Source organism: Streptomyces sp. NPDC053069 (assembly GCF_044546895.1).
GTDB lineage: Bacteria > Actinomycetota > Actinomycetes > Streptomycetales > Streptomycetaceae > Streptomyces.
This window is the reverse complement of the sequence record NZ_JBITZN010000009.1, coordinates 243,564-268,930: the sequence shown is the minus strand read 5'-3', so window position 1 is coordinate 268,930 and position 25,367 is coordinate 243,564. Positions and strand designations below refer to the sequence as shown.

Here is a 25,367-nt window from a genome sequence, read left to right as displayed (position 1 = left end):
GTTTCCGGTTGATCGCCGTGCCCGGCCCGCGACACGGCCTGCGCCGCTGAGCAGGGCCGGGTTAGGGTCGGATGATGATCTCCCTCCGTGAGCCCGTCTTCTTCACCCGCCTGCGCACGGCGGGCCGGGTCCTCGTCGCCGGGGCGGGTGGGGGTTTCGATGTCTACGCCGGGCTGCCGCTGGCCCTCGCGCTGCGGTCGGCCGGTGCCGAGGTGCACCTGGCCAGCCTGTCCTTTTCCGACCTGTTCGGCCTGGACCTGGACTCATGGGTCGCGGAGGACGTCGCCGCCATACGCCCGGACACCCCGCTGCGGGGCGACTACTTCCCCGAGCGCGCCCTCGCCCGCTGGCTGCAGTCGCAGGACCTGCCCGACACCGTGTACGCCTTCCCCCGCACGGGTGTCCGGCCGTTGCGCGCCGCCTACCGGGCGCTGCTGGAGCACCTGGGCGGGGTGGACGCGGTCGTACTGGTGGACGGCGGGACCGACATCCTGATGCGCGGTGACGAGCACGGGCTCGGCACCCCGGAGGAGGACATGGCCAGCCTGGCGGCCGTCGCCGGGCTGGACGAGGTCACGCACCGGCTCGTGGCCTGCGTGGGCTTCGGCGTGGACGCCTATCACGGCGTCAACCACTCGCTCGCGCTGGAGAATCTGGCCGCTCTGGACCGCGTCGGCGGATATCTGGGGGCGTTCTCGCTGCCTCGCGAGAGCGTCGAGGGTGCCGCCTATCTCGACGCGGTGGCCCATGCTCAGCGCAGCCATGCGAGTCATCCGAGCATCGTCCACGGGTCCATCGCCGCTGCCGTGCGAGGGGAGTTCGGCGACGTACGGTTCACCGAGCGCACCCGTGGCAGCGAGCTGTTCGTCAACCCGCTGATGACGCTCTACTTCTGTGTCGACCTGCCCGCCCTGGCGCGCGCGAACCTCTACCTCGACCGGCTGGAGGACACGGTTCTGATGCGCCAGATCAGCTCCGCCATCTCCGGTTTCCGCGAGGAGCTGCCCCGGCAGCGGCCACCCCGGGCTTTTCCGCACTGAGCCCTCTCCCGCACTGAGCCCGGCAGCAGCGCGAAGGCTCCTGCGCCGAGGTGCGAGGTCACGATCCTCACCCGCAACGGCGCAGGAGCCCTACGTGTGCTGCACGGTCTCAGCGGTGGGCGTCGACCTGCTGGAGCATCAGCTGATCTTGACGGGGTTGACGATGTCGGCCACCAGCACGAGCACGGTGAAGCAGACGAAGATTCCGGCCACCACATACGCCACCGGCATCAGCTTCGCCACGTCGAACGGACCGGGGTCCGGGCGGCGCAGCACCCTGGCCACATTTCGCCGCAGGGCCTCCCACAGGGCGCCCGCGATGTGCCCGCCGTCGAGCGGGAGCAGCGGGAGCATGTTGAACAGGAACAGGGAGAGGTTGAAGCCGGCGAGGAGCATCACGAACCCTGCGACCTGCTGGGAGGCGGGGATGTCGAGGGTGGCGATCTCGCCGGTGACCCGGGCCGCGCCGACGATGCCCATCGGGGAGTCCGGTTCGCGCGGGCCGTCGCCGAAGGCGGCGTCCCACAGGGCGGGGATCTTGCCGGGCAGGGCGGCGAGGGAGTCGACGGCGTCGCTGACCCGGTCGGTCATCCAGGTCACGGACTGGCCGAAGTCCTGGTGGACGACGCCGGTGGCGGCGCTGAAGCCGAGGAAGCCGGCCTCGACGTACTTGCCCTGGACGTACTGGCCGCTGGAGTCCTTCTTGGCGACCCTGTTCGACGCGATCGTCGTGTGCAGGGTCAGCTCCTGGCCCTTGCGGTCGACGACGATCGCGACGTTCTTGCCGGCGCTGTCGCGGATGAGGTCCGAGAGCGTGTTCCAGTCCTTGGTCGGCACGCCGTCGAAGGAGACGATCCTGTCGTGCGGCTTCATGCCGGCCTGCGCCGCAGGGGACACCGGGTCGGACTTCTTGCAGGTGTCGCGGTGCTGGCTCTGGTCGATGGAGCACGGCGAGACCGAGGCGACCGTGGTGGTCTGCTGCTGGATGCCGAAGCCCATGAGCACGGTGAAGAACAGGCCGATCGCCAGGATCAGGTTCATGAAGGGGCCCGCGAACATGACGATGACGCGCTTCCACGGCTTGCGCGTGTAGAACATGCGCGTCTCGTCACCGGGCTGCAGCTCCTCGAAGGCGGCCGAGCGGGCGTCCTCGATCATGCCGCGCCACGGCGAGGTGGAGCGGGCGGAGACCCGGCCCTGTTCGTCGGGCGGGAACATACCGATCATGCGGATGTAGCCGCCGAGCGGGATGCCCTTGATGCCGTACTCGGTCTCGCCCTTCTTCCGCGACCAGATGGTCGGGCCGAAGCCGACCATGTACTGCGGGACTCGGATGCCGAAGAGCTTGGCCGTGGACAGGTGCCCCAGCTCGTGCCACGCGATCGAGACCAGCAGGCCGACCACGAAGACCACTATGCCGAGGATGAACATCAAGGTCGTCATGCACGCGCCTCCGCGGTCGCCGTCGTGGCAGTCAGTTCACGGGCCCGGGCTCGCGCCCAGGTCTCCGCTTCGAGGACGTCCGACACAGTGAGTGAAGTTCCCGTGTCCGGGGTGCCGTGCTCCTCGACGACCCTGGTGACGGTTTCCATGATCCCGTTGAAGGGCAGTGCGCCGCTGCGGAAGGCCTCGACGCACTCCTCGTTGGCCGCATTGAACACCGCCGGAGCGGTCCCCGCGAGCTGCCCCACGTGCCGGGCGAGGTTCACCGAGGGGAAGGCCTCGTTGTCCAGCGGGAAGAACTCCCAGGTGGAGGCCCTGCTCCAGTCGAAGGCGGGCGCGGCGTCGGGGACGCGTTCGGGCCAGCCCAGACCGATGGCGATGGGCCCGCGCATGTCGGGCGGCGTCGCCTGGGCGATCGTGGATCCGTCGGTGAACTCGACCATCGAGTGAACATACGACTGGGGATGCACGACCACCTCAATGCGGTCGAACGGAATGTCGTAGAGGAGGTGGGCCTCGATGACCTCCAGACCCTTGTTGACGAGGGTCGCGGAGTTGATCGTGATGACCGGGCCCATGGCCCAGGTGGGGTGGGCGAGGGCGTCCTCGACGGTGACGTGCGCCAGCTCGGCCTTGGTACGGCCGCGGAAGGGGCCGCCGGACGCGGTGACGACCAGCCTGCGGACGTCGGCCCGCGTCCCCGACGCCAGCGCCTGGAAGAGGGCGGCGTGCTCGGAGTCGACCGGGATGATCTGGCCGGGCTTGGCGAGCGCCTTGACCAACGGCCCGCCGACGATCAGGGACTCCTTGTTGGCGAGGGCGAGGGTGCGGCCGGCCTCCAGGGCGGCGAGGGTGGGGGCGAGGCCGATGGAGCCGGTGATGCCGTTCAGCACCGTGTGGCAGGGGGAGGCGGCGACCTGGGTGGCGGCGTCCGGTCCGGCGAGGATCTCGGGGAGTGGCTCGCCGGTGCCGTACTCGGCGGCGAGCGCCTCGCGCAGGGCGGGCACGACGTCCTCGCGGGCGACCGCGACGGTGCGCACCCGCAGCCGGTGCGCCTGCTCGGCGAGGAGGGCGATGCGGCCGCCGTTCGCGGACAGGGCGGTGACCCGGAAGCGGTCGGGGTGGCGCAGCACGAGGTCGATGGCCTGGGTGCCGATGGATCCGGTGGAGCCGAGGATCACCACGTCCTTGGGGCCGTCGCCCGCGAGGGGGTCGTAGACGAGGTGCGGGTCGGCGAGGGGTGCCGGATGGGCGGGGCTGTCGGTCATCCCTCCATTGTTGCCGCAAGCGGTGACGGTCAGGACAGGGCGTCCCCCGGGCGGGTGCGTGAACAGGTTTCATCGCCGGATGGAGTGATTTTCCCCTTGTGAAGTATCGGTGAAGATCATGTGATAACACTTTGGCGGTATCACTTTCGCGGACGACATCCTTGGGGGGATCTCTCCATGCGTACTGTGCGCATTCGCGCCGCCCTGCCCGCCCTCGCCGGCGCGGCCCTGCTGACCGGCACCCTGCTCAGCACCCCGGCCCAGGCGGCCGGCGGCGTGCAGATCCACCACGTCTGGTTCGACAGCCCGGGCAGCGACAACCGCTCCAACGCGAGCCTGAACGCCGAGTGGGTGCAGATCAGGAACACCGGCGGCACGGCCGTCTCGCTCCGGGGCTGGGTGCTGAAGGATGCCTCCAACCACCGGTACGTCTTCCCGAACGTCAAGATCGGCGCCGGGAAGTACATGAAGATCCACACCGGTCGCGGCTCGGACACCGCGTCGGACAAGTACCAGGACCGCCGCGCCTACGTCTGGAACAACGACAGGGACACGGCCACCCTCACCAGGGCGAGCGGCTCCAAGGTGGACTCCTGCTCGTGGACCACGCGGGACCCCAGCGACAAGTACTGCTGAACAAGTCCTGCTTAAATTGCGCACGTCGGGCCCCGGGAGATGGCATCCTTCTCTGTCGGGGCCCAGTCAAGAAGGGCCAAAGGGGGGAGTACCACCATGAACAGCAAGCGTGCGACCGCGGCCGTCCTGGCCACCGCCGGAGTTCTGACCGCCACTCAGCTCGGACTCGCCGGAGCGGCATCGGCCGCCACCCGGACGTCGACCAGCGCCGGTTGCCCGATCAACATCGTCTACCCGAGCCGCTTCTACGTCGACTCGCACGGCTGGGTCACGAACGGGGGCCTGTACTTCGGCATCAAGAGCAAGACGTCCCAGAGCTTCAAGAGGGTCACGTTCAACGTCACGAACGTCAAGAACCTCCGCTTCGGCAAGGCGAAGCCGACCGGCGGCCGGATCACCCGCAACTCGTCGACGTCGGTGTCCGTCTACACGGGGACGTTCAAGGGCAAGGCCAGCCTGGGCTTCCGGGTGCCCTCGCACCTGCTCAACACGCACTCCTACCAGCTGAAGTTCAGCCTGTACGGCTCGGGCTGGAACTGCGCCGTGAAGCAGGGCACCTGGGGGGCGTGACCCCAGGCGCCCTGCCGGCCGACACAGGAGCGGCTCAGTCGCTGTAGGAGCGACTCAGTCGCCGTAGGGGCGGCGCTCACTCGGCCGGGTGGCCGGTCCGGGGGTCGCGTCGGCGATCCACGGACCGTCCCCGGACGGGTCGACGATCCCCTCCTCCAGCCAGGTGTAGGCACCGCCGAGCACGCCCTTGACCACACTGCGGTCGAGGGCGTCGGTGTTGGTCCACAGCCGGTCGAAGAGTTCCTCGACCCGGATGCGGGCCTGCCGGCAGAAGGCGTCGGCCAACTGGTAGGCCTCACGGCCGTGTTCGTCGCGGGTGCGCAGCAGTTCGGCGCGGACACAGGCCGCGCTCATCGCGAACAGTTCGGCGCCGATGTCCACGATCCGGCCGAGGAAGCCCTGCTTGGTCTCCATGCGGCCCTGCCAGCGGGACATGGCGTAGAAGGTGGAACGGGCCAGTTTGCGGGCGGTGCGTTCGACATAGCGCAGATGCCCGGACAGGTCGACTCCGTGCCTGAATTCGCCGTAGGACCGGGGCAGTTGTCCTGGTCCGGCGACCAGCTTGGGCAGCCACTTGGCGTAGAAGAGGCCCGCGTTCGCGCCCGCCTTCGCCTTGTCGGACAGGGACTTGTCGGGGTCGATGAGGTCGCCGGCGACCGCGAGGTGGGCGTCGACGGCCTCGCGGGCGATCAGCAGGTGCATGATCTCCGTCGAGCCCTCGAAGATGCGGTTGATGCGCAGGTCGCGCAGCATCTGCTCGGCCGGGACCGCCCGTTCGCCGCGCGCCCTGAGGGACTCGGCGGTCTCGTAACCGCGTCCGCCGCGGATCTGGACCAGCTCGTCGGCCATCTTCCAGGCCATCTCGGAGCCGTAGAGCTTGGCGAGGGCGGCCTCGATGCGGATGTCGTTGCGGTCCTCGTCGGCCATTTGCGAGGACAGGTCGAGGACGGCCTCCAGGGCGAAGGTGGTCGCCGCGATAAAGCTGATCTTGGAGCCGACGGCCTCGTGCAGCGCGACCGGCTTGCCCCACTGCTCGCGCTCCGCCGACCATTCCCGGGCGATCTTCAGGCACCACTTGCCGGACCCGGCGCACATCGCGGGCAGGGACAGCCGGCCGGTGTTGAGGGTGGTGAGCGCGATCTTCAGGCCCGCGCCCTCCGGGCCGATGCGGTTGGCGGCCGGTACGCGGACCTGGTGGAAGCGAGTGACGCCGTTCTCGATGCCACGCAGGCCCATGAAGGCGTTGCGGTTCTCGACGGTGACGCCCTCCGAGGTGGCCTCCACGACGAACGCGGTGATGCCGCCCTTGTGCCCCTCGGACTTCGGTACGCGCGCCATGACGACGAGCAGGTCGGCGACCACGCCGTTGGTGGTCCACAGTTTCACCCCGTCGAGGACGTAGTCGTCCCCGTCCGGTACGGCCGTGGTGGCGAGCCGCGCCGGGTCGGAGCCGACGTCCGGCTCGGTGAGCAGGAAGGCGGAGATGTCGGTGCGGGCGCAGCGGGGCAGGAAGGCGTCCTTCTGCTCCTGGGTGCCGAAGAGCTTCAGCGGCTGCGGTACGCCGATCGACTGGTGGGCGGAGAGCAGGGCGCCGACGGCGGGGCTCGCGGAGCCTGCCAGGGCGAGGGCCTTGTTGTAGTACAACTGGGTGAGGCCGAGACCGCCGTACTTGGGGTCGATCTTCATGCCGAGGGCGCCGAGTTCCTTCAGGCCCGCCACGACCTCGTCGGGGATGCGGGCCTCGCGCTCGATGCGGGCGGAGTCGATCGTGGACTCGCAGAACGCGCGCAGCTTGCCGAGGAACTCCTCGCCGCGCCGGACGCTGTCGGGGTCCGGGAGTGGGTGGGGATGGATGAGGTCGAGCCGGAAGCGCCCGAGGAACAGTTCCTTGGCGAAGCTGGGCTTGTGCCAGTCCTGCTGCCGGGCGGCCTCCGCCACCTGGCGTGCCTCGCGTTCGGTGACGGTGGTGCGTGACTGGGTGGGGGCGGACATGAGGCTCACCTCGCCGCGAAGAGGGATGATTGCGGACCGTTCGTTACCGACCAGTGCTACTGGATCGTTGGTACCCGAAACGGGCCGACCCCACCACCCCTCGCGCGTCCGAACGGCCGAAAGGTCTGCCGCAGCCGGGCTCCGGGGTGCGTACTGCTCCCCGTGGCTCGTTCGGCATCGCGACCGCGCCCACCCGTCCAGGAGAGCTGCCGAGCCTGCGGCCGGGCCCCCCGGGGGCGGGCCCGGCCGGACGCGTCCGGGTCAGGCCCGGCAGACGGATGCCACGGAACGCACGAGCGCGCCCGTGTGCAGCAGGTCGGGGTGCTTCTCGTGGTGGACCTCGACGACGGCTACGACGAGCTCGGGCCCGCAGGCCGGGGTGGTGCGCTCCGCGGTGGTGTCGGCGAGGGTGCGGACGAGGTCCGTGTTGATGCGGTTGATCGTCTGCCGTACGACGTTCAGGTCCGGCCTGATGGTCGGGGCCTGCTCGGGATGGGCCGTCCACCGGGCGAACAGGCCGCGCTGGACGATCTTGTTGGCTGCTATCTGGTCGCGGAAGACACGCCGGGCGTCGTCCGGATCGGCGCCGAGCTGCTCGGCCTGCGCGGCCACGGAGTCGAGGACCTGCTGTTCCCGGGCCGGGTCGTCGATGGGGCTGTCGGTGCCCCACTTGGCGGCGGCGACCAGGTCGGCGGTGGCGAGCCGTTCGGCGGCGAGCGAGGCCATGGGGCGGAGGGGCGAGGACGTGGGAGCCGCGGCCGCGGTGCCCGGCACGGCGAGCAGCGCGCCGGCGGCGGTCAGGGTGCAGATGAGGGGGGTGGAGATTCGCATGGAGTACATGGAACCCCATCCCCCGGCTTCTCAACTGCTGTTGACGGTCTCGTGGTTGCTCCTTCCCCGGGGACTAGTACCTCTGGAACCAGTGGGCGCGGAAGTGACGGGCGGTCGAGAAGGGCTGCTTCGGATCGGTGAGCAGGCGATGGACGTACTCCCCGGTCGACCCGTCGAACCGGTAGGCGGTGCCGTCGTCCTCGTACGCCAGGACGGGCCATCTGTCGGGGTCGGGGCCCTCGGTGAGCCAGTAGAACGAGTCGGCCTGCACGCTGTCCGCCCATTTCAGCAGCCCGCCCGGAGCGGGGTACGGCCAGTGCGGTTCCCACAGCCGGTTGCCGTGCACCTCGGCCCACCGGGCCAGCCACTCGCTGTGCTCGACGAGGTCGGAGTGCCGGTCGCCGGGCAGGTAGAACTGGAGGTAGCCGTCGAAGGCGCCGCGCCCGAACAGCTCGGCCAGCCGCTTGTAGTCGCGTGGCAGCGCGGTTCCCAGCCGGGCCTCTGCCGCTGCCCAGTCGACGGTGTGCGGTCGGTCCGCCACCCATCCCGTGACGGCGACGACCCGGTCCACCCAGGAGGCGTCCTCCGGCAGGTCCGCCGACGACGGTACGACCCGCTCCGCGATGACGACGACGGGGCGTATGCCGTCGCGGGTCCGGGCGGTACCGCAGCCGGCCCACCGCCCGCCGACGGCCCATGCGCACATCTCGATCACGTCGTCGCCGAACGGAGCGAGCAGCGGCAGCCCGGTCCGCTCGCAGGCCACCGGATCGACACGCCCGTCCGTGACCAGCGTGCGCGGCTCTCCGTACCGGTCGCTCAACTGTTCGCGCAGCGCGGGCAGACCGGTCCCGGCGGACGCCGTCAGGCACACATGTCCCTTCGGGTGCCCGGCCTCCCCGCACGCCAACTCCTTCGTGTCCGGCCAGACCAGGGAGTGGATGGCCGCGAGCAGTTCGTGTGTGTCCATGGCGGGGAAGTGAAGCACATGCGTACTGCGGGGCGGAGTGCCGTACCGGAAAGCCCTCCGGCCCCGCTTCGTCACGCGCCACGACGTCCGCGGCGCCGCCCAGCACCGGCTCGACCAGGTCCGTACGGCCGGTGATCCCAGGACGATTCCGCCGAAGTGACGCCATGCTTCGAGGAGTACGGGGACGTTCCCGGCCGTGCCGCTGCAGAGCGTCGGGGCCGGCTCGTCGTCCGAGGGCCTGGTCGTCCGGGTGAGGCCTGCGGAGGAGGTTTCCCGCGCCGCAGGTCCCTCTGCTCGCCGTGTGCGGCACGCGCCGACGGCCCGGGTCGGGGACCCGGGCCGTCTGGGGCTTCCCCCGGTGAGTGGCGGGGCGTCAGCTGTGGTGGGCTGCCTTCGCCAGGGCCGGGACGAAGCGGAGGGCGTCCAGCGTGCCCACGCCGGTGGCCATGTCGTAGCCGTTGACGGCCTTGTAGCCCTTGACACCCTGGTAGGTGTTGTCGGTGCCGTCGTTGACGTCGACGACGCCCGGGTTCTTCTGCTTGAGAAGGGTGTAGAGGGCCCCGTTGATGTCACCCAGGCGGTGGCCGGCCACCTGGTCGGCGAGGGCGACGATGCCCGAGAAGAGCGGGCTGGCCTCGCTGGTGCCGCCGCTGACGTCCCAGCCGGTGGCGGTCGGGTCGTAGCTGGAGTACACCCAGGCACCGCCGTTGACCGCGGCGGCCATCGAGATGTCCGGGGTGCCGCGCCGGGTGCCCACGACGTTCTTCACGCCGTCCTGGAAGGACGGACGCGTGAACACGTGGGACTGGCCGCCGCCGCCCGCGCCGTAGTCGTTGTAGACGCTGTCCGGCTTGACGCGCTCACCCTTGTCGTTCAGGTGGAGCTGGGTGCCGCCGATGGAGGTGACCAGCGGGTCCGAGGAGGGCCAGGAGTTGACCCGCTTGTTGTAGTACGTCTTGCCGTCCAGCTTCATGTCCGTGGCGCCGCCGTCGCCGGAGGAGGCGAGGACGGTCACGTTCTTGCGCCGGGCGTCCTCGAAGGCGTACCGCAGCTTCTTGATGCTGGAGAAGTCGCCCTTGCCGAAGCCCGGGAAGGTGTTCTCGGTGGCGCCGAAGCTCTGGGTGATGACATCGCCGACGCCCTGGTCGATCAGGTGCTTCTCGGCGGACATCATCTCCGGCAGACCGGTGGTGCCCTCGGTCTCCGCGACCGCCGTCTCCACCAGGACGATCTTGGCGCCGGGCGCGACGGCGTGGGCCATCTCGACGTCCAGGGTGGTCTCGCCGGCCCAGCCGGTCATGTCGGAGTTCTTGGGGTCGAACTTGGGGACGTGGCCCCACTTGACGACCTTGACCTTGGTGCTGGGCAGCCCGAACTGCTTGCTGTAGACGTCCAGGTCGTGCTGGACGGTCGGGGAACCGAAGGAGTCGACGATGACGATCGTGCGGCCCTTGCCGGTGATCCCCTTCTTGTACAGGGGGTTCAGGTTGTACGCGGTGCGGTACTGCAGCGGGTTGTAGCAGTTGATGTGCCACTTGGCCTGGCACTGCGCGATGGGCAGCGGGCTGGCCACGCCGTGGACCAGGGTGTGCCCCGCGATGGCCGGTGCCGCGAAGGTGTGCGGTACGCCGGCGGGCGCGGCGGTGGTGGCGCCGGCCTGGGAGGTGGCCGCCAGTGCGGCGGCGGCGAGTGCGACGGTGGCGGCGGACGCCGCGACGCCGCGCCCGGTACGGGCTATGTGCATGTGGTCCCCTGAGAGATCCTGGGACGTCCCGAGTTGGGCGAACCAACTGGACGAAGTGGTCAGGCGCATCTCATCGGGAGAGTCATGGACAGAACAAGACTCTTGAACCGCCGATATCAAATCCTTTACCAGCAGGCAGAAAACGGGTGAGCGTTCTCCTCGGATCTCGGCCGGATGGTGATCGGCGGCACCGTGCCGGGTCACGAGGCCGGACGGAGGGTCATCGAGCAGACGGGGCGGTCCGGCGGGCCCATCGTGGTGTCGACGCGGCGCAGCGACCGGCGGCCCGGGTCGGCAAACTGCTCGGCGACGGCGGCGGGCAGGTCGGTGCGGCCGGAGACGGAGAGTTTGCGGTACACGCGGCTGAGGTGGAGTTCGACGGTACGCCGGGTGACGTACAGGCGGTCGGCGATCTCCTTGTTGGTCAGGCCCTCGGCGGCCAGCAGCGCGGTGCGGTGCTCGGCCGGGGTGAGGGCGTCGAGGCCGGTCTCGGCGCCGCGCCGGGGACGGGCGCCCGCCGAGGCCAGGTCGTCGCGCAGCGCGGCGACGAGGGCCCAGGCGCCGCACTTCTCGGCCAGAGCGAGAGCGGCGCGCAGTTGTTCGCGGGCCTGGCGGTTCTTGCGCAGCAGCCGCAGTTCGTGGCCCAGGGAGCGCAGCACACGGGCCTGTTCCAGCCACGCCCCGGAGTCCTGGAGCAATTCGGCCGCCTCGTTCAGGAGGGGGGCGCGCCGGCCGCCCCGGGTGACGAGGGCGAGCGTGTGCAGGGCGGCGGCGACGGCGTGCGGAGCGCCCCAGGCGCGGGCCAGTTCGAGTTCCTCGCGGGCCAGCCGTTCCGCGGTGGCAGTGTCGCCCGCCTCGGCGTAGAGGGCGGCGGCGGCCGAGCGCCACGGACAGCGGGCCTGGTGGTACATGCCGTCCGGCAGCTTGCGCCCGCATTCCTCCAGGTCGGCGAGTGCGGCCTGGGTGCGGCCGAGCGTCCCGTTCAGCCGCCCCCGGTGGAACAGCAGGTCGGGCAGCGCCGTCGCGGGCAGTTCGATGAGCGCCAGGTCGTCCAGCAGCAGCCGGCGCGCCCCGTCCAGGTCCCCGGTCTCCAGGAGGATGCCACCGAGCCGGCAGCGGGCCATGCCGCTGCCCACCCAGATCCCGGGCGGCCCTTCCGCGAGGGCCGTGCGGGCCGCCCGGGCGGCCTCGCTCAGCCGCCCGGCCTTGTAGCCGCACGCGGCCAGGACGGTCTGGGCGAGGGCCGCCATGGTGTGGGCGCCCTCCTCGCGGGCCTCGGCGGCCAACACCCGGCAGGCGTCCAGGGCCTCGTCGTGGTGCCCCGCATCGCACAGCAGTTGGGCGAGCAGCAGCCGGAGCGGGGTGGTGGGCACGTCGGAAGGGTCGTCGGGTTCGCTCAGCCCGGTGCGGGCGTACCGGACGACCTCCTCGCGGCGTCCCCCGTGCGCCCAGGCGGCGAGCGCCGACAGCGTCGCCTGGGCACAGCGCACCCATGGGGTGCGGACGGCGGTGGGGTCGACCGGGACGGGCAGCGGCGTGCCGTTGCCACCGGTGATCAGGGTGAGGACGCCGAGGAGAGCACGGGCGCCGGCGGCCGGTTCCTGGGCCGGGTCGAGTGGGCCCAGGTCCGCGAGCGCGGTCCGCAGGGCGTGACGGGCGCCGTTCAGGTCGCCGTCCAGGGCGGTGGCCTGGACGAGGTTGACGAGGGTGGCGAGGGCGGCGGTGTCGCCGCCGTTGCGGGGCCGGGGCAGGGCGCGCAGCCGGCTGACGGCGGTGGCGGGCGCGTCGGCGGAGAGCAGGACCCGGCTGAGCCGGCGCAGCAGTTCGGGCTGGTCGCCCGCTTCCCCTTCCTGGAAGCAGCGCTCCAGCAGGGTGCGGGCCTCGCCCAGGTCGTGCCGGGACAGGGCGGCGCAGGCGGAGTCGAACAGCAGCCGGTAGGCCCAGCGTTCGCCGATGCGTGTGGCGTGCCGCAGGTGGTGGACCACCTCGCGGGCGGGGGCGGCGGAGGCGTGCAGGGCATGGGCCGCCGCCGTGTGCAGCCGGGCGTGTTCGCTGGGCGGCAGCGCGGCGAGGAAGGAGACCCGCATCATCGGCTGGGCGAAGGCCACGCCCTCGCGGGTCCGCTGGAGCACACCGCAGAGCACGAGGGTATGGAGCATGTCGGCGGCTTCGGTGCGGGAGATACCGACGAGGTCGGCGACCAGGGCGGCGGTGCCCGCCCGCACGCTGACGGCGACGGAGTCCAGGGCCCGGCCGACACCGGGGAAACGTTCCTCGAACCGGGCGGCGACGGTCTGCGCGACCTCCACCGAACCGAGCGAGCCGATCTGCTCGCAGGTCGGTTCGGTGACGGTGCCGGCGCGTCTGAGTTCGCGCAGCAGGGCGTGCACCAGAAGCGGGTTGCCGCCGGTGGCCCGGTGGCAGGCCTGCACCAGGGCATCGGCGACGGGGCGGCCGAAGAAGGAGTTCAGCAGGTAGCCGACGGCGTCGAGGTCCAGGCCGGACAGCACGGTGCGCTGGTGGAAGTCGGAGACGACGCGGGCGAGGGCAGTCGTGCCGTCATCGCCGCGCGCGGGGTCGTCGCCGCGTGCCGTGGCGGCGCGGCGCGGGGCCAGGCCGGGGGCGATCGTGGCCAGCAGCGCCACCGGCAGCCCCTCCAGACGAGCCATCAGACGTTCCAGCCAGCACAGCGAACGCCGGTCGGCCCAGTGCAGGTCGTCCACCGCGATCAGCAGCGGAGTGCGTGGGGTGAGCGCGCCGATGAGCTGGTCGAGCCGGCCGGCGGCGGCATCGGGGGTGTCCGGTTCCCCGGCAGGCGGCCCGGCCGACGCGCCTTCCGCTGTCTTCAGTTGGCGCAGTACGTCGCAGGTGAGGGCGGGGCCGGACGGGCGGGCGCGGAGGGAGATCGTGTCGAATCCGGCGGCGCGCGCGGTTCTGACGGCGACGCGCATCAGATAGGACTTGCCGGACCCGATGCCCCCTTCCAGCAGGAGGCTGGCCCCCGCGCTGGACGCCGCCGACGCCAGAAGCCTTTGTAAACCGGACGCTTCACAATCGCGGCTCAGCACATCAATCCCTTCTTCGTACCGTTCGCCCTGGACTCCGTGTCACCCGGTGCGGTGTCAGACGCCGTCCACGGCCTGGTGCTGGCTGCGCCACTGCGGCGTGGCCACGCCGGTGAGGACCAGCTCCACCACGTCCTCGGCCAGAGTGGGCGTGAGCGGCAGATGCCCGAAGAGCACCCGGTAGTAGACGGTGGCGCCGAGCATGTCCAGCAGCAGGTCGATGTCGGCGTCGGGTCGGATGTCACCGCGCCGGATACCCCGGCGCAGGGCGGCGGCCGTGGCGGCCCGGCGCGGGTGGAACAGCCCGTTCAGGAACTCCGACTCCAGTTCCTCGTCGTCGGCGAGGTCCGCGATCAGCGCGGGCAGCGCGCGCCGCCCGACGGTGGTGGTGAACGCATGACTCAGGGTGCGGATCCCGGCGATCAGGTCGCAGTGGGTGCAGCCGGTGTCCGGGGTCGGTGAGGTGCCCATCGTGTGTACGAGCGCGCTGACCACGAGGTGCTGCCTGGAGCGCCAGCGGCGGCGCAGGGTGGGCTTGCTGGTGCCGGCCCGGGCGGCGACCGCCTCCAGCGTCAGCCGGCCGTAGCCGACCTCGTTGAGGATCTCCACCACGGCGCGCCGTACCGCGCCGTCGATGCGTTCGTCGCGCGGGCGGCCTCGCGACCGCTGATGCGCCGTCATGGGGGAGGCGCCCGCGGCGCCTTGTGGCGTGCTCACCATGCTCCTAGTATATTTATAATTCCGTTCCGGATCGGAACGTAATTCTCACACGAGGAGACCTGATGTCTCAACACGCCGACGAGTTACCGGAAGCACCGGGGCGGCCCGCGACCGTCGCCGAGCCCGCGCAACCGGCGCAGGCCGAGAGCGTCTTCTCCGGCCCGTACCGCGCGCTGAGTCTCGGCGTGATCCTTTCGGTGAGCATGGTCGCGTTCGAGTCCCTGGGCGTGGCCACGGTGCTGCCCGACATCGCCCGCAGTCTGGACGGCCTGGGCGCCTACGGGTGGGGCCTGTCGGCACTGATGCTCGCCAATATCATCGGCACCGTGCTCGCGGGCCGGGCCGCCGACCGCCGGGGTCCGGGGGGGCCGGTGGCCGTGGGGATGGCCGTCTTCGCGGTGGGCTGCGTGGTGGCCGGCGCGGCCGGCTCCTGGCCGCTGTTCCTGGTGGGCCGCTTCCTCCAGGGCCTGGGCGTGGGCGCCGTGATGGCCATGGCCTACACGGTGATCGGTCTGGCCTACCCGGAGCACCTGCGGGCCCGGATGTTCGCCCTGCTCTCCTCGGCGTGGACGATCCCGTCGCTGATCGGCCCGGTCATCGCGGGCACGCTGGCGGACAGTGTCAGCTGGCGGGCGGTGTTCCTCCTGATGCTGCCGATCGTGGCGATCGCGGCGCTGCTCACGCTGCCCGGTCTGCGCCGCCTGGAGCGCCCGCGGGCCGAGGAGTCGGCGGCCCCGCCCGAGCCGTGGTGGAAGGGCCCGCTGGCCAGTGCCGTGCTGCTGACGGTGGGCACCGGAGTGCTGCTCCAGGCGCTGCTGCTGAAGAACATGGTCCTGCTGGTCGTGTTCGCGGTGGTCGGCATCACCGTCGCCCTGCCGGCGCTGCGCCGGGTCACCCCGGAGGGGACCCTGACGGCGCGCGCGGGGCTGGGTGCCGGTGTGGTCATCCGGGGCCTGCTGTGCGGGGTGTACTTCGGGAGTGAGGCGTATCTGCCGCTGGGCCTGCAGGAGTTGCGCGGGCAGAGCGCGTGGGCGGCCGGCCTCGGCCTGTCGGCGGGTGCCATCGCCTGGGTGGTGGGCTCGGCCTGGCAGGCCAAGCGGGACGCCCGGGCGGGCGGGCGGACCGGCAGCGTGGTCCTCGGCTTCGTCGTCCTGCTGCTGGGCGTGGCCGTGATCGCCCTGTCGATCCTGACCGAGTCGGTCCCGGCGTGGCTCGCGGTCGTGGGCTGGGCCGTCGGCGGCATCGGCATGGGTGTGGCGTTCAACGCCGCCACGACCGACACACTGGAGCAGACTCCGGCGGAGCGGCAGGGCGAGATGAGCGGGGCGCTCCAGCTCGCCCAGACCCTCGCCACCGGTGTGGTCGCCGGGCTCGGCGGCGCGGCGCTGGCCATCGCCGAGCACTACGACTCGACGACGCGTACGGCGCTGGGCGGCCTGTTCGCCTTCACGGCGCTGCTGGCCGTGATCGGCGTCCTGCTCTCCCGGCGCCTGCGGCCCGCGGCCACGGCGCAGTGAGGTTTCCCGGCCGGGCCCCCGGGTCCGGCCGGGAAACGGCCGGTGCCGGTCTTTGGGGATCGCCGGCACCGCGCCGAAGGGTGCTCCACTGCTTGGGCTGCGGTGGAAGCATCGCTGTTACAAGGCGTCCGGCACGGGGACGGCTCACCGTGCCGGACGCCGAACGGCCCGCCGCATGCACCGTGTCGACGGGCAGGCGGGCCGGGTGTCCCTCCCCCAAGCTGCCGTCGGGGTGATCCGGGCGGACGGTCGGCGTATCCATTCCCCCGTCGCGCCACACCGGACCGAGCCGGACACCCCGGCGGCACAAAGGAGTCCTCGTCCAGCCGTTCAGCACGGCCGGACGAGGACTCCCGTCCTTCCCGCTCCCCGGATGCGCGCGGTCAGGCCCGGCAGTGGAACATGGTCAGCGGCGGGTTGGCGAGGAAGTCCGCCCAGTAGTCGGCGCCCCGGTCCCGCAGGCCGTCCTCCGGCACGTGCAGCGGCACCCACGTGAGGTCGTGGAAGCCGGCCTTGCGCAGGCTCTGCTCGTACACCTCGCGCCGCGGGTACGACGTCACGAACTCCACCGGCGGGTCGAGCAGCGCGGTGATACGCACCCGGGGGCCGATCGGGCCCTCCCCGACCGGCTCGTACGTGAAGCCGTACTTGGCCATGTCCGGGCCGTCGAAGCGGTAGGCGGGCGCCTGGGTCAGCACACAGAAGCGGGCGCCGGGCCTCAGGCTGCGGTGCACCGACTCGCACATGCGCTCCATCGCCGCGGCGTCCTCGGCGTAGTTGAGCAGGTACACGGCGCTCGCCACGTCGAACGGGCGCTCCGGCTCGGGCAGTTCGGCGATGTCGGCGACGTCGTACCGCACGCCGAGCGGGGCGCGCTCCTCCATCGCGCGGGCAGCGGCGACCATCTCGGTGGAGATGTCGACGCCCAGCACGTCGGCGGCGCCCAGGCGTTTGATCTGCCGGGTGTAGAAGCCGGTGCCGCAGGCCAGGTCCAGCACCGACGCGCCGCGGACGTCCCCGAGCATCGCGAGGAAGCTCGCGGACTCCGCGTAGTGGGCCATCGGCAGCGACTTGAAGCCCTCGTAGGTCTCGCCGATCTCGTCGTACTGCTGCACGCTCATGCCGTGCTCCTTCCAGTGGTGCGGGTGACAAACCGCTCGGGGTCGGTGCGCACGGTGTCCTGCCGTACCGTGCGGCGCGGGCGCGGGGCGCGGCGGAGCAGGTCGCCCGCGAGGGCGGTGCGCCGGCCCTGGTGGGCCACGGCGGCCCTGGCCTGCGGAGTGGGCACGTCGCCCGCGGTCCGGGGGTGGCAGGTGCCGTAGGGGTTGCCGCCCGCCGCCTCGACGGCCGGGTCGGTATAGCCGGGCGGGACCAGCACCGCGCCGGCGTGCAGCAGCATGTGGCCGAGGCCGAGGACGGCCGTCTCCGAACCGGCGTGCGTCGCCGGGCTGGTGGCGAAGCCGCTCGCCGGTTTGCCCCAGAGCGGGCTCCGGCCGCCCTCGGCCGGCTCCAGCGCCTGTACGAAGTCCAGCAGCGGCGCGGCCAGGGCGCCCAGCCGGACCGGCGCGCCGAACAGCACCGCGTCGGCCCAGGCGATGTCCTCGGGGGTGGCGGGCACGGCCCAGGGCCCCAGCCATGTCGCGGGACGGCCCCCGCGCCCGCCCGGCACCCGCCGCAGCCGCACCCGTGAGCCGAGGGCCCGCCCTGCCGCGGCGGCCTCCTGAGCGAGGATCCGGGTGGCGGCGTCCTCACCGTGGTAGACGACGGCGAGTCGGACGGGACGGGGCGTGGCGTCGAGTCGGCCGGAGCGCGCGCGACGGGCAACACCGTCCACCCGACCACCGGCCGGCGCCCCGCCCGGCCCCACTCCGCCAGCGACCCCGGAACACGCGGGGCGGACAACGCTGTCCGTCCGGCCTTCGGGCAGCGCTCCGTGCGGCCCGGCTCCGGGGGCGGGCTCGCCCGGGGCGGTGGCGTCGGCTTGCCCCGCCGGTGCCGGCCGCCGGGCGGGGACGGTGGTCAGCAGGGGTGACATGGCGGGTGTGGCGCGGGCCCGGGCCGTGAGGTGGGCCAGGCGGCGGCCCAGGGCTCGGGCAGCCGCGCGCTCGTGCGGGGCCGGGTCGCCCCGGTGGTTGTCGGCGGCCAGCCCGTACGGTGTGCCGCCCGCCGCGCGGGTGACCGGGTCGGCCGGGTCGGCCCCGGCCACCCAGCAGCCCCAGTGGTAGAGGGTGTGCTGAAGGGCCGTCAATGTCGCCTCCCGGCCGCCGTGCCGCTGGGTGGAGACGGTGATGCCGGTCGCCACCCGGTCGGCCAGCAGTCCCTGCCGCCACAGCGGTGACGTGGACTCCAGGAACCGTTTGAACGGCGAGGACACATTGCCGTAGTACGTGGGACAGGCCAGCACCAGTCCGTCCGCCCACAGGACGTCCTCCGGTTCGGCCGGCCGCTCGGGCCATCCCGGATCTGCGGCTCCGTCGTCCGCGACGCGCAGCAGCCGCACCTCGGCGCCGGCCTCCCGCGCCCCCTCGGCGGCGAGCGCGGCCAGCGCGCGCACGGTGCCGTGCCGGCTGTGGTACACCACCGCGATCCGGTGGCTCATGCCCCGCCTCCCTCCGCCGTACGGCTCTCCGCGCGCTCCGGATCCGGTCCCGTGCGGCTCCCGGCGGCGGCTGCCGTCGCGCCGGCCGGCAGGTCCCGCGTGCGCAGCAGCAGCCGTACGTCGTCGCCGAGGCGGGTCACCTCGCCCAGCCGCAGCCGCAGGCCCGCCAGGAGGGTGCCGGCGCCGAAGTCGCCGAGGACGGGGCGGGCGGGGGCGCCCAGCACCACGGGCGCCACGTACGCCACGACCCGGTCCAAAAGGCCCTGGGCGACGCAGGACGCGGCGAGTCGGGCGCCGCCCTCCAGCAGGACCGAGCGCACGCCCCGGCCCCACAGATGTCCGAGCAGGGCGGCGAGGTCGAGCGCACCCTCGGTGACCGGCACCCGCAGCACCTCGTGCCGGCCGGGCAGCGTCGGCCCGGGCGTGTGCGGCCCGGTGACCACGAGGGTGGGGGCCGTGTCGTCGAGCACGCGCGCGTGCCGCGCGATGGTGCCGTCGCGGTCCAGGACGACACGCAGCGGAGGCGCGCCCGCCACACCGTGCCGCAGGCCCAGGTGCGGGTCGTCGGTGCGCAGGGTGCCGGAGCCGACCAGCACCGCGTCGTGCTCGGCGCGCAGGGTGTGCGCGTCCTGCCGCGACTCGGGGCCGGTGATCCACCGGGAGGTGCCGTCCGGCGCCGCCGCCCGGCCGTCCAGGGTGCCGCCGAACTTCCATGTCACGCACGGCCGTCCCCGGCGGACGGCGGTCAGCCACAGCTCGTTGCCGCGCTCGGCCTCGGCACGCAGCACCCCGCCGGTCACCTCGACCCCGGCGTCCCGCAGCCGCCGCGCGCCGCCCGCCGCCGTCGGGTCGGGGTCCGGCACCGCGTACACCACGCGGGCGATGCCGGCCCGCAGCAGCGCCTCGGTGCAGGGCCCGGTGCGGCCCTGGTGCGAACAGGGCTCCAGGGTGACCACAGCGGTCCCGCCGCGCGCCCGGTCCCCGGCCGCGGCCAGCGCCTCGACCTCGGCGTGGGGCCGGCCGGCACCCCGGTGGAAACCCTCCCCCACCGGGGTGCCGTCCGCGCCGAGGACCACGCAGCCGACGACGGGGTTGGGGCTGGTCCGGCCCAGCGCCGTCGCGGCCAGCTCGACGGCCCGGCGCATGGCGGATTCCTCGGCCGAGGACGCCGGCGGCGGGGTCGGCTCCTCGGCCGAGGAGCCGGGTGCCGGGACCGGCTCGTCGGACGGGTACGGACTCCGAGTGGCCGTCACCCGCCCCGTCACGGCGTCTCCGCGAGCCGGAAGCCCATGGCGTAGATGTCGCGGTCGTACCAGCCGTGGCGGCGTCGGGTGCGGGCCAGGTCGCCGAAGCGGGTGAAGCTGCCGCCCCGGGCGATGCGGTACCTGCCCCGGGTGACGGCCAGATCGTCGGCGACGGCGCTGCCGCCGGGGTAGGGCCGGTAGTCGTCGGCGGTGTACTCCTCGACGTTGCCCGCCATGTCGTGCACTCCGAACGGGGAGCGTCCGGCCGGATGCACGCCGATCGGGGTGGTGGACAGCGGCCCGGCCTCCACGGTGTTGGCACGGTCCCGCTCGAACGACTCGCCCCAGGGGAACTCCCGCCCCTCGGGACCGGCAGCGGCGTACTCCCACTCCGCCTCGGTCGGCAGCCGGAAGGCGCGGCCGGTACGGGCCGAGAGCCAGGCGGCGTAGGCGTCGGCGGCCTCGGGCGACACGGTCCACACCGGGTGGTTGCCGAGTCCCTCGGGGTAGCCGCCGAACCGCCAGGAGGTCGGCAGCGCCGTGCGGCCGGTGTCCTCCAGGAAGCGCCGGTACTCGGCGTTGGTGACCGGGTGCAGCGCGATACGGAACGCCGGGAGCTCCACCTCGTGCACGGGGCACTCCTTGGCGATCCAGTCCTCGATCACCCCGGCGTGCCGCCAGCGCGCGGTGACCCGGCCGACCTCGTCGGGGTCCAGGCCGAGCCGGACGCGGGCGGCGGGGACGTCCGCCATCGGCGGGTCGTCGGGACGGATGCGGGGGTCGCCGATCAGGCCGAGCACCCAACCGGCCGCGTAGCGGCGCGGAAAGGACAGCTCGGGGTCCTCCGCGACCGCGACGAGGGTGTCGGCGGGCGCGCCCAGCAGGTCACGGTGGTCCCGCAGCAGCCAGGGGCCGGTGCGTGCCACGAAGGAGTCGGGCAGACCCATCGCGGCCCGGTCGGACAGGGTGTTGGGGTTGGCCATCGCCGGGGCGCCGGTCACGGGTGCCTCCCATCGGTGTGCGCTACGGAGTCCGCCGGGGCACCGGCGGTGAGCAGGTCGGTCGGCACGGCGCCGGCCACCGCCCGGTAGCCGGCGTCGTTGAGGTGGATGTGGTCTCCGGAGTCGTAACCGGAGCGCACCCGCTGCGGGTCGGCGGGGTCGCGCACGACCGCGTCGAAGTCGGCGACGGCGTCGAAGTCCCGGGAGGTGCGCAGCGCCGCGTTCAGCGCGACCCGCTGCCGCTCGGCGTCGGCCGTCCACAGCGCCGAGTCCCTGAACGGCGTGAGGGTGCCCACGATGACCGGTATGCCGCGCGCGTGCAGCCGGTCGGCGAGAGTGCGCAGCCCGGCCAGGACCTCATCGGCGCTCGCGCCGGGGGTGAGCTGGAGGTCGTTGATGCCTTCGTAGAGGACGGTGGCACGCACCCCGGACTGGTTCAGCACGTCCCGGTCGAGCCGGCCGAGTGCGCTGGTGCCGCGCTGCGGACGGTCGGTCTCGGCGCCGTCGCGCAGCACCCGGTTGCCGCCGATGCCCTTGTTGAGCACGCCGAGGCCCCGGGTGGCGGGGACGGCGGCGAGCCGGCGGGCGAAGGCGTCGGTCCAGCGGCCGTTGCCGTTGTCGGTGGAACCGCCGCCGTCCGTCTGCGAGTCGCCGAGCGCGACGACGGTGCCGCGCGTGGCCGGGCCGCGCACGTCGACGCCGGTCAGGAAGAACCAGGAGGTGGCGGCGTCGGTGAAGGCAGCCGCGCCCTGGTCACCGGTGTGGTCGCCGGGCTCGGAGAGGTAGTTGGTCTGGTGGGCGAGCCAGTGCCAGGTGGTGGGGCCGGTCGCCTCGGGCAGGTGGACGCTGACCAGCAGGTCGGCGTCGGCGGGCACGTCGTAGGGCAGCGGGTCGCTGACGGTCTCCGTCCCGGCGGGCACGACGGTGCCCGGTGCGCCGCCGAAGGTGACCGGGCGAAGACTGCCGGGGACGGCTGCCGCCGAGGCGGGCGACTCGGCACGGCCCACCGTGACCCGGCCGAGCACCAGGTCCCGGGTGCCGTGGACGGCGGACAGCCGCAGCCGCAGCGCACCGCCGCCGACCGAGGTGTGCACGATCATGCGTACGGTGCGGTCCTCGATGCCGGTCTGCGAGACGCCGTCCGGTGCGGCGGGTGCCGGTGCGGTGCCCCAGGTGCCGGACCAGGTGCCCCCGGCGGCGCCCGCGGTGGGACGGGCGGCGGCCGAGGGGGCGGTGCCCAGCAGGGAGCCGCCCAGCAGCGCGGCCGTGGTCAGCGCCGCGAGCACGCCGGACAGCCGGCCGCCGCGTCGGCGGGCCGGCACCGGCTCGCCCTCGGTGCGGACCGCGCTCATCGCTCCCCGTCCCCGGAGGTGCCCGAGCCCGTTCCCGTGCTCGCGTCGGCGGCGCGGTAGGTGCCCACCAGGTAGTGCAGCCCGCCCGTCCCGCGCGGCACCAGCCGCACCTCGGCGGGACTGAAGCCGTGCGCGGTGACCAGCTCGGTCAGCTCCGCCTCGGTGAACTCCCGGTACAGGCGCCGCGCCCCGTTGGCGAAGAGCCGGCCCGGGCCGTCCGCCGACTGGAACACGGACACCGTGAACAGGCCTCCGGGGCGCAGCAGTTCGTGGATCCGGCCGAGGTAGCGGCCGTAGCCGTCGGGGTGCTGGTGGTGCAGGCAGCCGTTGTCGAGGACGGCGTCGTAGACGGCCGTGCCGTCCAGGTCGGGCAGCGAGGACACCTCGAACCGCGCCCGCCCCTGGCTGCGGGCGGTGATCTCGGCCCACTCGGGGGACTCGACGAGGTCGATGCCGGTGACCCGGCAGCCCGCGGCGCTCAGGACGGCGGCGTCGCGGCCGTGTCCGGTGCCGATGTCGAGGATGTGCGCGTCGGCACGGTCGCCGAGGGCGCGCAGCAGCAGGCGGGGGGCCTCGCGCATGGCCTCCTCCGCGGTCCACACGTCGCGCCCGTTGACGTAGTGGTCCTGGAAGTCGGAGCGCAGCACGTCCGCGTACGCCGTCTCGTCGAGCGGCGGAGCAGGCGTGGGAGAGACGGAGTAACGGTCGGCTATCCGGTGGCTGGGCATGGGTCATTCAGTCCTGTCGTGTGGGGCGGACGAGGGCGGCCGCGAGCAGGAGGGGGCCGCACGCACGGACGGTGCCGCGCGGACGCGCTGCCGCGACACCGCTCGTGTCGGGCGCCGGGCGCCGCGTCGGGTGGGGCCCCGCTCCCGCTGCCGTTCAGCCGGCGACCGTGTAGACCTGCCCGTCGTAGGAACCGGCGACGAAGAGCTTGCGTGCCGCGTCGTAGGCGAGGGAGGAGATGCCGGAGGTGGTGGGCCGCTCGGTCACGGACCAGCGGTCGTCGGTCCGGTCGTAGACCGCGATACGGCCGTCGTAGCTGCCGGTGGCGATCAGGCGGCCGTCGGTGTCGGCGGCGACGCACTTGACGGAGTGCGTGTGCGGCGTCGACAGGACCTGCACGGTGCGGTCGGGGCGCCAGATGCGCAGCTTCAGATCGCGGCTGACGCTGGCGAACCAGCCGTCGCCGAGGCCCGTGCACCCGTTGGCGATCTTGTCGTGGGCGTCCTCGACGGTGGCGACCTTCTCCAGCGTGGAGATGCGGTACCAGGTCGCGGAGGCGTCGGCGGCGACGGAGAACAGCAGGTCGCCGGAGACCGCGACGTCCTTGACGGCGTTGACGTTCAGCGCCAGGTCCGTGATGTGCTCGACGGTGTCGCCGGTCAGCTTCAGCAGCAGCCCCTCGCCGGTGTAGGCGCCGACCACGGCGTAGCTCAGGCCGTCTCGTTCGAAGGCGACGCCGCAGTTGAGCGGCGAGCGGTGCTGGTGGAGCTCGCGGCCGGTGAGCGCGTCGAAGACCTTGCCGAGCTGGCCGCCGGAGAGCACCAGACCACCCAGCGGGGTGAGGAAGTTGCACAGACTGCCGGTCTCGGCCACCGGCTCGCCGCCGCGCCGCACCACGCCCGCGTCGCCGACGGTGAGCGTCGAACCGCCGCGCTCCGGCAGCACCGCGTTGACGCCGCCGGTGACCGGTACGACAGCCGTGTCCCAGGTGCGCGCCTGGTAGTCGTAGCCTCGGTACGTGGCGCCGAAGGTGGCGAACACCAGGCGGGTGCCGCCCGCGAAGGCACAGGAGCGGGGCCAGACGTCGTCGGGCAGAGCGGTGGTGTCCCGGGCCTCGGGCGCGCCGGAGGAGACGTCCCACAGCCGCATCGTGCGGTCGTAGGAGAGGCTGACCAGCAGGTTGCGGGCGTCGTCGAGGACGAGGCGCTTGATGCCCGCGTCGTGCGCGGGGACCGTGGTGCGTCCGGCGGGGTCGACCACGATGATCTGGCCCTCGTCGTTGCCGGCGAAGATGGTGCCGGAGGAGGAGATGGCGACGGTGTCGGTCTCCACGCCGTCCATGTCCAGGTCGGCGATCATGCCGCCGGTCTGCAGGGACCAGCGCTTGATGGTGCCGTCGTCGCTGGAGGAGATCAACTCGTCGGCGTCGCGGGCCCATTCGACGGAGATGACGTCGGCCGTGTGCCCCTCGAAACGGTGCAGCAGCCGGCCGGTGAAGTCGTAGACCCGCACCCGGTGGTCCCGGGAGGCAGTGGCGATGAGTTCCTCGCGCGGGTGGAAGACGGACATCTCCACGTCGTCCTCGTGATCCCCGAGGACCGCCACCAGCCGCAGGTCGGGCACGGTCCACAGGCGGGCGGTGTAGTCGCTGGAGGAGGTCAGCAGATGTGTGCCGTCCGGCGCGAACTGGCACTGGTTGGCCAGGTGGTCGTGGAACGAGCGGGCCACCGCGCGACCGGTCCGCTGGTCCCAGCAGATGACCTGGTTGTCGTAGCCGGCCGTGGCCACGTACTCGTCCCCCCAGGCGGCGATGCCGCTGATGGGTCCACGGTGCTGGATCATATGGACTCCCCCAGAAGCTCTATGGTGTGTCCGCCCTGTTCGGCCTTGACCCGCAGATAGTCGTGGTTGCGTTCGGTCCGGTGGATGCCCGTGGGGATGACCTCTTCCACACCGATGCCGTAGCCCCGTAACTGGCCGACCTTGTCGGGGTTGTTGGTGCGCAGCCGGATGCGCGGCACGTCCAGGGCGCGCAGCATCTGCGCGGCGACGAGGTAGTCGCGCAAGTCGTCCGAGAAGTTCAGCTCACGGTTCGCGGCGAAGGTGTCCAGGCCCTGGTCGTCCTGGACCCGGTAGGCGTCCAGCTTGTTGTACAGCCCGATGCCGCGCCCTTCCTGGCGCAGGTACAGCAGGATTCCGCCGGACTCGGCGAACAGGTCGACCACCTCGGTGAGCTGCGGTCCGCAGTCGCAACGGGCGGAACCGAACACGTCACCTGTGAGGCATTCCGAATGCACACGCACCAGGGGTACGGACCGTGCGGACGGGAACACTACGGCGATGTGCTCCCGTCCGTCGGCGAGTCCGGAGAAGCTGATCATTTCGGCGGTGCGCCAGGAACCGTCGCTGAGATTCACCGGTACCTCGACCCGGGTGCGGATCGCGGCTTCGGTGGTGAGCGGGCTGGTCCCCGCTGGCGGCATCTTGCTGCCGGACGTACTCAACATGGATCGTCCCTCCGCTTGTAAGGGTGCCCTTACGTAATCACACCGTTACCGCAGCGCACAGTACGGTCCGACCGAGACACCCTCCGAAATGTTTTGCGTCCGCTACCGAAACAAGAACGATCACCGTGAACGGTCGGAAGCG

20 protein-coding genes are annotated in these 25,367 nt (G+C 72.5%); 4 read left to right on the top strand and 16 right to left on the bottom strand.

Features of this window, described 5'->3' with window-relative positions; genetic code table 11:
• Positions 1 to 74: 74 nt before the first annotated feature.
• On the top strand, positions 75 to 1,040 hold the full coding sequence (locus ACIGXP_RS22905) for a DUF1152 domain-containing protein (RefSeq protein ID WP_399770952.1): 966 nt from the start codon (positions 75 to 77) through the stop codon (positions 1,038 to 1,040).
• 138 nt (positions 1,041 to 1,178) lie between these two features.
• Here the strand turns inward: ACIGXP_RS22905 and ACIGXP_RS22900 are convergent, their stop codons facing one another.
• Together ACIGXP_RS22900 and dxr are read right to left on the bottom strand one after the other, a co-directional pair.
• Complete coding sequence (locus ACIGXP_RS22900) at positions 1,179 to 2,471, bottom strand: M50 family metallopeptidase (protein ID WP_399771081.1); 1,293 nt, start codon at positions 2,469 to 2,471, stop codon at positions 1,179 to 1,181.
• A gap of 8 nt (positions 2,472 to 2,479) precedes the next feature.
• Entirely contained in the window at positions 2,480 to 3,751 is a 1,272-nt protein-coding gene (gene dxr / locus ACIGXP_RS22895; protein WP_399770949.1) for a 1-deoxy-D-xylulose-5-phosphate reductoisomerase, read from the bottom strand.
• A 177-nt stretch (positions 3,752 to 3,928) separates the two neighbouring features.
• On the opposite strand from dxr, the gene ACIGXP_RS22890 reads away from it, so the two are divergent.
• Both ACIGXP_RS22890 and ACIGXP_RS22885 read left to right on the top strand, forming a co-directional pair.
• Complete coding sequence (locus tag ACIGXP_RS22890) at positions 3,929 to 4,387, top strand: lamin tail domain-containing protein (protein WP_363217606.1); 459 nt, start codon at positions 3,929 to 3,931, stop codon at positions 4,385 to 4,387.
• A gap of 96 nt (positions 4,388 to 4,483) precedes the next feature.
• On the top strand, positions 4,484 to 4,957 hold the full coding sequence (locus ACIGXP_RS22885; protein WP_363217605.1) for a hypothetical protein: 474 nt from the start codon (positions 4,484 to 4,486) through the stop codon (positions 4,955 to 4,957).
• A 54-nt stretch (positions 4,958 to 5,011) separates the two neighbouring features.
• Here the strand turns inward: ACIGXP_RS22885 and ACIGXP_RS22880 are convergent, their stop codons facing one another.
• The 6 genes from ACIGXP_RS22880 to ACIGXP_RS22855 all read right to left on the bottom strand — a co-directional run bounded on the left by ACIGXP_RS22880 (position 5,012) and on the right by ACIGXP_RS22855 (position 14,279).
• Complete coding sequence (locus ACIGXP_RS22880) at positions 5,012 to 6,949, bottom strand: acyl-CoA dehydrogenase family protein (protein WP_399770946.1); 1,938 nt, start codon at positions 6,947 to 6,949, stop codon at positions 5,012 to 5,014.
• Between the two features lie 261 nt (positions 6,950 to 7,210).
• Positions 7,211 to 7,780 (bottom strand): chorismate mutase, encoded by a 570-nt coding sequence (locus tag ACIGXP_RS22875; RefSeq protein WP_399770943.1) that lies wholly within the window; start codon positions 7,778 to 7,780, stop codon positions 7,211 to 7,213.
• 73 nt (positions 7,781 to 7,853) lie between these two features.
• Positions 7,854 to 8,750, bottom strand: coding sequence for an SMI1/KNR4 family protein (locus ACIGXP_RS22870; RefSeq protein ID WP_399770940.1), 897 nt, complete (start codon positions 8,748 to 8,750; stop codon positions 7,854 to 7,856).
• A gap of 373 nt (positions 8,751 to 9,123) precedes the next feature.
• Entirely contained in the window at positions 9,124 to 10,494 is a 1,371-nt protein-coding gene (locus ACIGXP_RS22865; protein WP_399770938.1) for a S8 family serine peptidase, read from the bottom strand.
• A 200-nt stretch (positions 10,495 to 10,694) separates the two neighbouring features.
• Positions 10,695 to 13,562 (bottom strand): AAA family ATPase, encoded by a 2,868-nt coding sequence (locus tag ACIGXP_RS22860; protein WP_399770936.1) that lies wholly within the window; start codon positions 13,560 to 13,562, stop codon positions 10,695 to 10,697.
• Between the two features lie 54 nt (positions 13,563 to 13,616).
• Positions 13,617 to 14,279 (bottom strand): TetR/AcrR family transcriptional regulator, encoded by a 663-nt coding sequence (locus ACIGXP_RS22855; protein ID WP_363217599.1) that lies wholly within the window; start codon positions 14,277 to 14,279, stop codon positions 13,617 to 13,619.
• A gap of 62 nt (positions 14,280 to 14,341) precedes the next feature.
• On the opposite strand from ACIGXP_RS22855, the gene ACIGXP_RS22850 reads away from it, so the two are divergent.
• Positions 14,342 to 15,796, top strand: coding sequence for an MFS transporter (locus tag ACIGXP_RS22850; protein WP_399770934.1), 1,455 nt, complete (start codon positions 14,342 to 14,344; stop codon positions 15,794 to 15,796).
• A 383-nt stretch (positions 15,797 to 16,179) separates the two neighbouring features.
• Here ACIGXP_RS22850 and ACIGXP_RS22845 read toward each other — a convergent pair whose 3' ends face one another.
• The 8 genes from ACIGXP_RS22845 to ribA form a co-directional block, all read right to left on the bottom strand.
• Complete coding sequence (locus ACIGXP_RS22845; RefSeq protein ID WP_399770932.1) at positions 16,180 to 16,917, bottom strand: class I SAM-dependent methyltransferase; 738 nt, start codon at positions 16,915 to 16,917, stop codon at positions 16,180 to 16,182.
• Entirely contained in the window at positions 16,914 to 18,395 is a 1,482-nt protein-coding gene (locus ACIGXP_RS22840) for a flavodoxin family protein (protein ID WP_399770929.1), read from the bottom strand. Before ACIGXP_RS22840 ends, ACIGXP_RS22845 begins: the two co-directional genes overlap by 4 nt.
• The gene (ribD, locus tag ACIGXP_RS22835) at positions 18,392 to 19,660 is read right to left on the bottom strand and encodes a bifunctional diaminohydroxyphosphoribosylaminopyrimidine deaminase/5-amino-6-(5-phosphoribosylamino)uracil reductase RibD (RefSeq protein ID WP_399770927.1); all 1,269 of its coding nucleotides are present in this window, start codon (positions 19,658 to 19,660) and stop codon (positions 18,392 to 18,394) included. The genes ACIGXP_RS22840 and ribD overlap by 4 nt, the downstream gene beginning before the upstream one ends.
• Positions 19,657 to 20,622 (bottom strand): formylglycine-generating enzyme family protein, encoded by a 966-nt coding sequence (locus ACIGXP_RS22830; protein ID WP_399771078.1) that lies wholly within the window; start codon positions 20,620 to 20,622, stop codon positions 19,657 to 19,659. Before ACIGXP_RS22830 ends, ribD begins: the two co-directional genes overlap by 4 nt.
• 14 nt (positions 20,623 to 20,636) lie before the next feature.
• Entirely contained in the window at positions 20,637 to 21,992 is a 1,356-nt protein-coding gene (locus ACIGXP_RS22825; RefSeq protein WP_399770925.1) for an SGNH/GDSL hydrolase family protein, read from the bottom strand.
• Positions 21,989 to 22,720 (bottom strand): class I SAM-dependent methyltransferase, encoded by a 732-nt coding sequence (locus ACIGXP_RS22820; protein WP_363218125.1) that lies wholly within the window; start codon positions 22,718 to 22,720, stop codon positions 21,989 to 21,991. Before ACIGXP_RS22820 ends, ACIGXP_RS22825 begins: the two co-directional genes overlap by 4 nt.
• Positions 22,721 to 22,874: 154 nt before the next feature.
• Complete coding sequence (locus tag ACIGXP_RS22815) at positions 22,875 to 24,560, bottom strand: hypothetical protein (protein ID WP_399770922.1); 1,686 nt, start codon at positions 24,558 to 24,560, stop codon at positions 22,875 to 22,877.
• Complete coding sequence (ribA, locus tag ACIGXP_RS22810) at positions 24,557 to 25,225, bottom strand: GTP cyclohydrolase II (protein WP_399770920.1); 669 nt, start codon at positions 25,223 to 25,225, stop codon at positions 24,557 to 24,559. The genes ACIGXP_RS22815 and ribA overlap by 4 nt, the downstream gene beginning before the upstream one ends.
• Positions 25,226 to 25,367 lie beyond the last annotated feature (142 nt).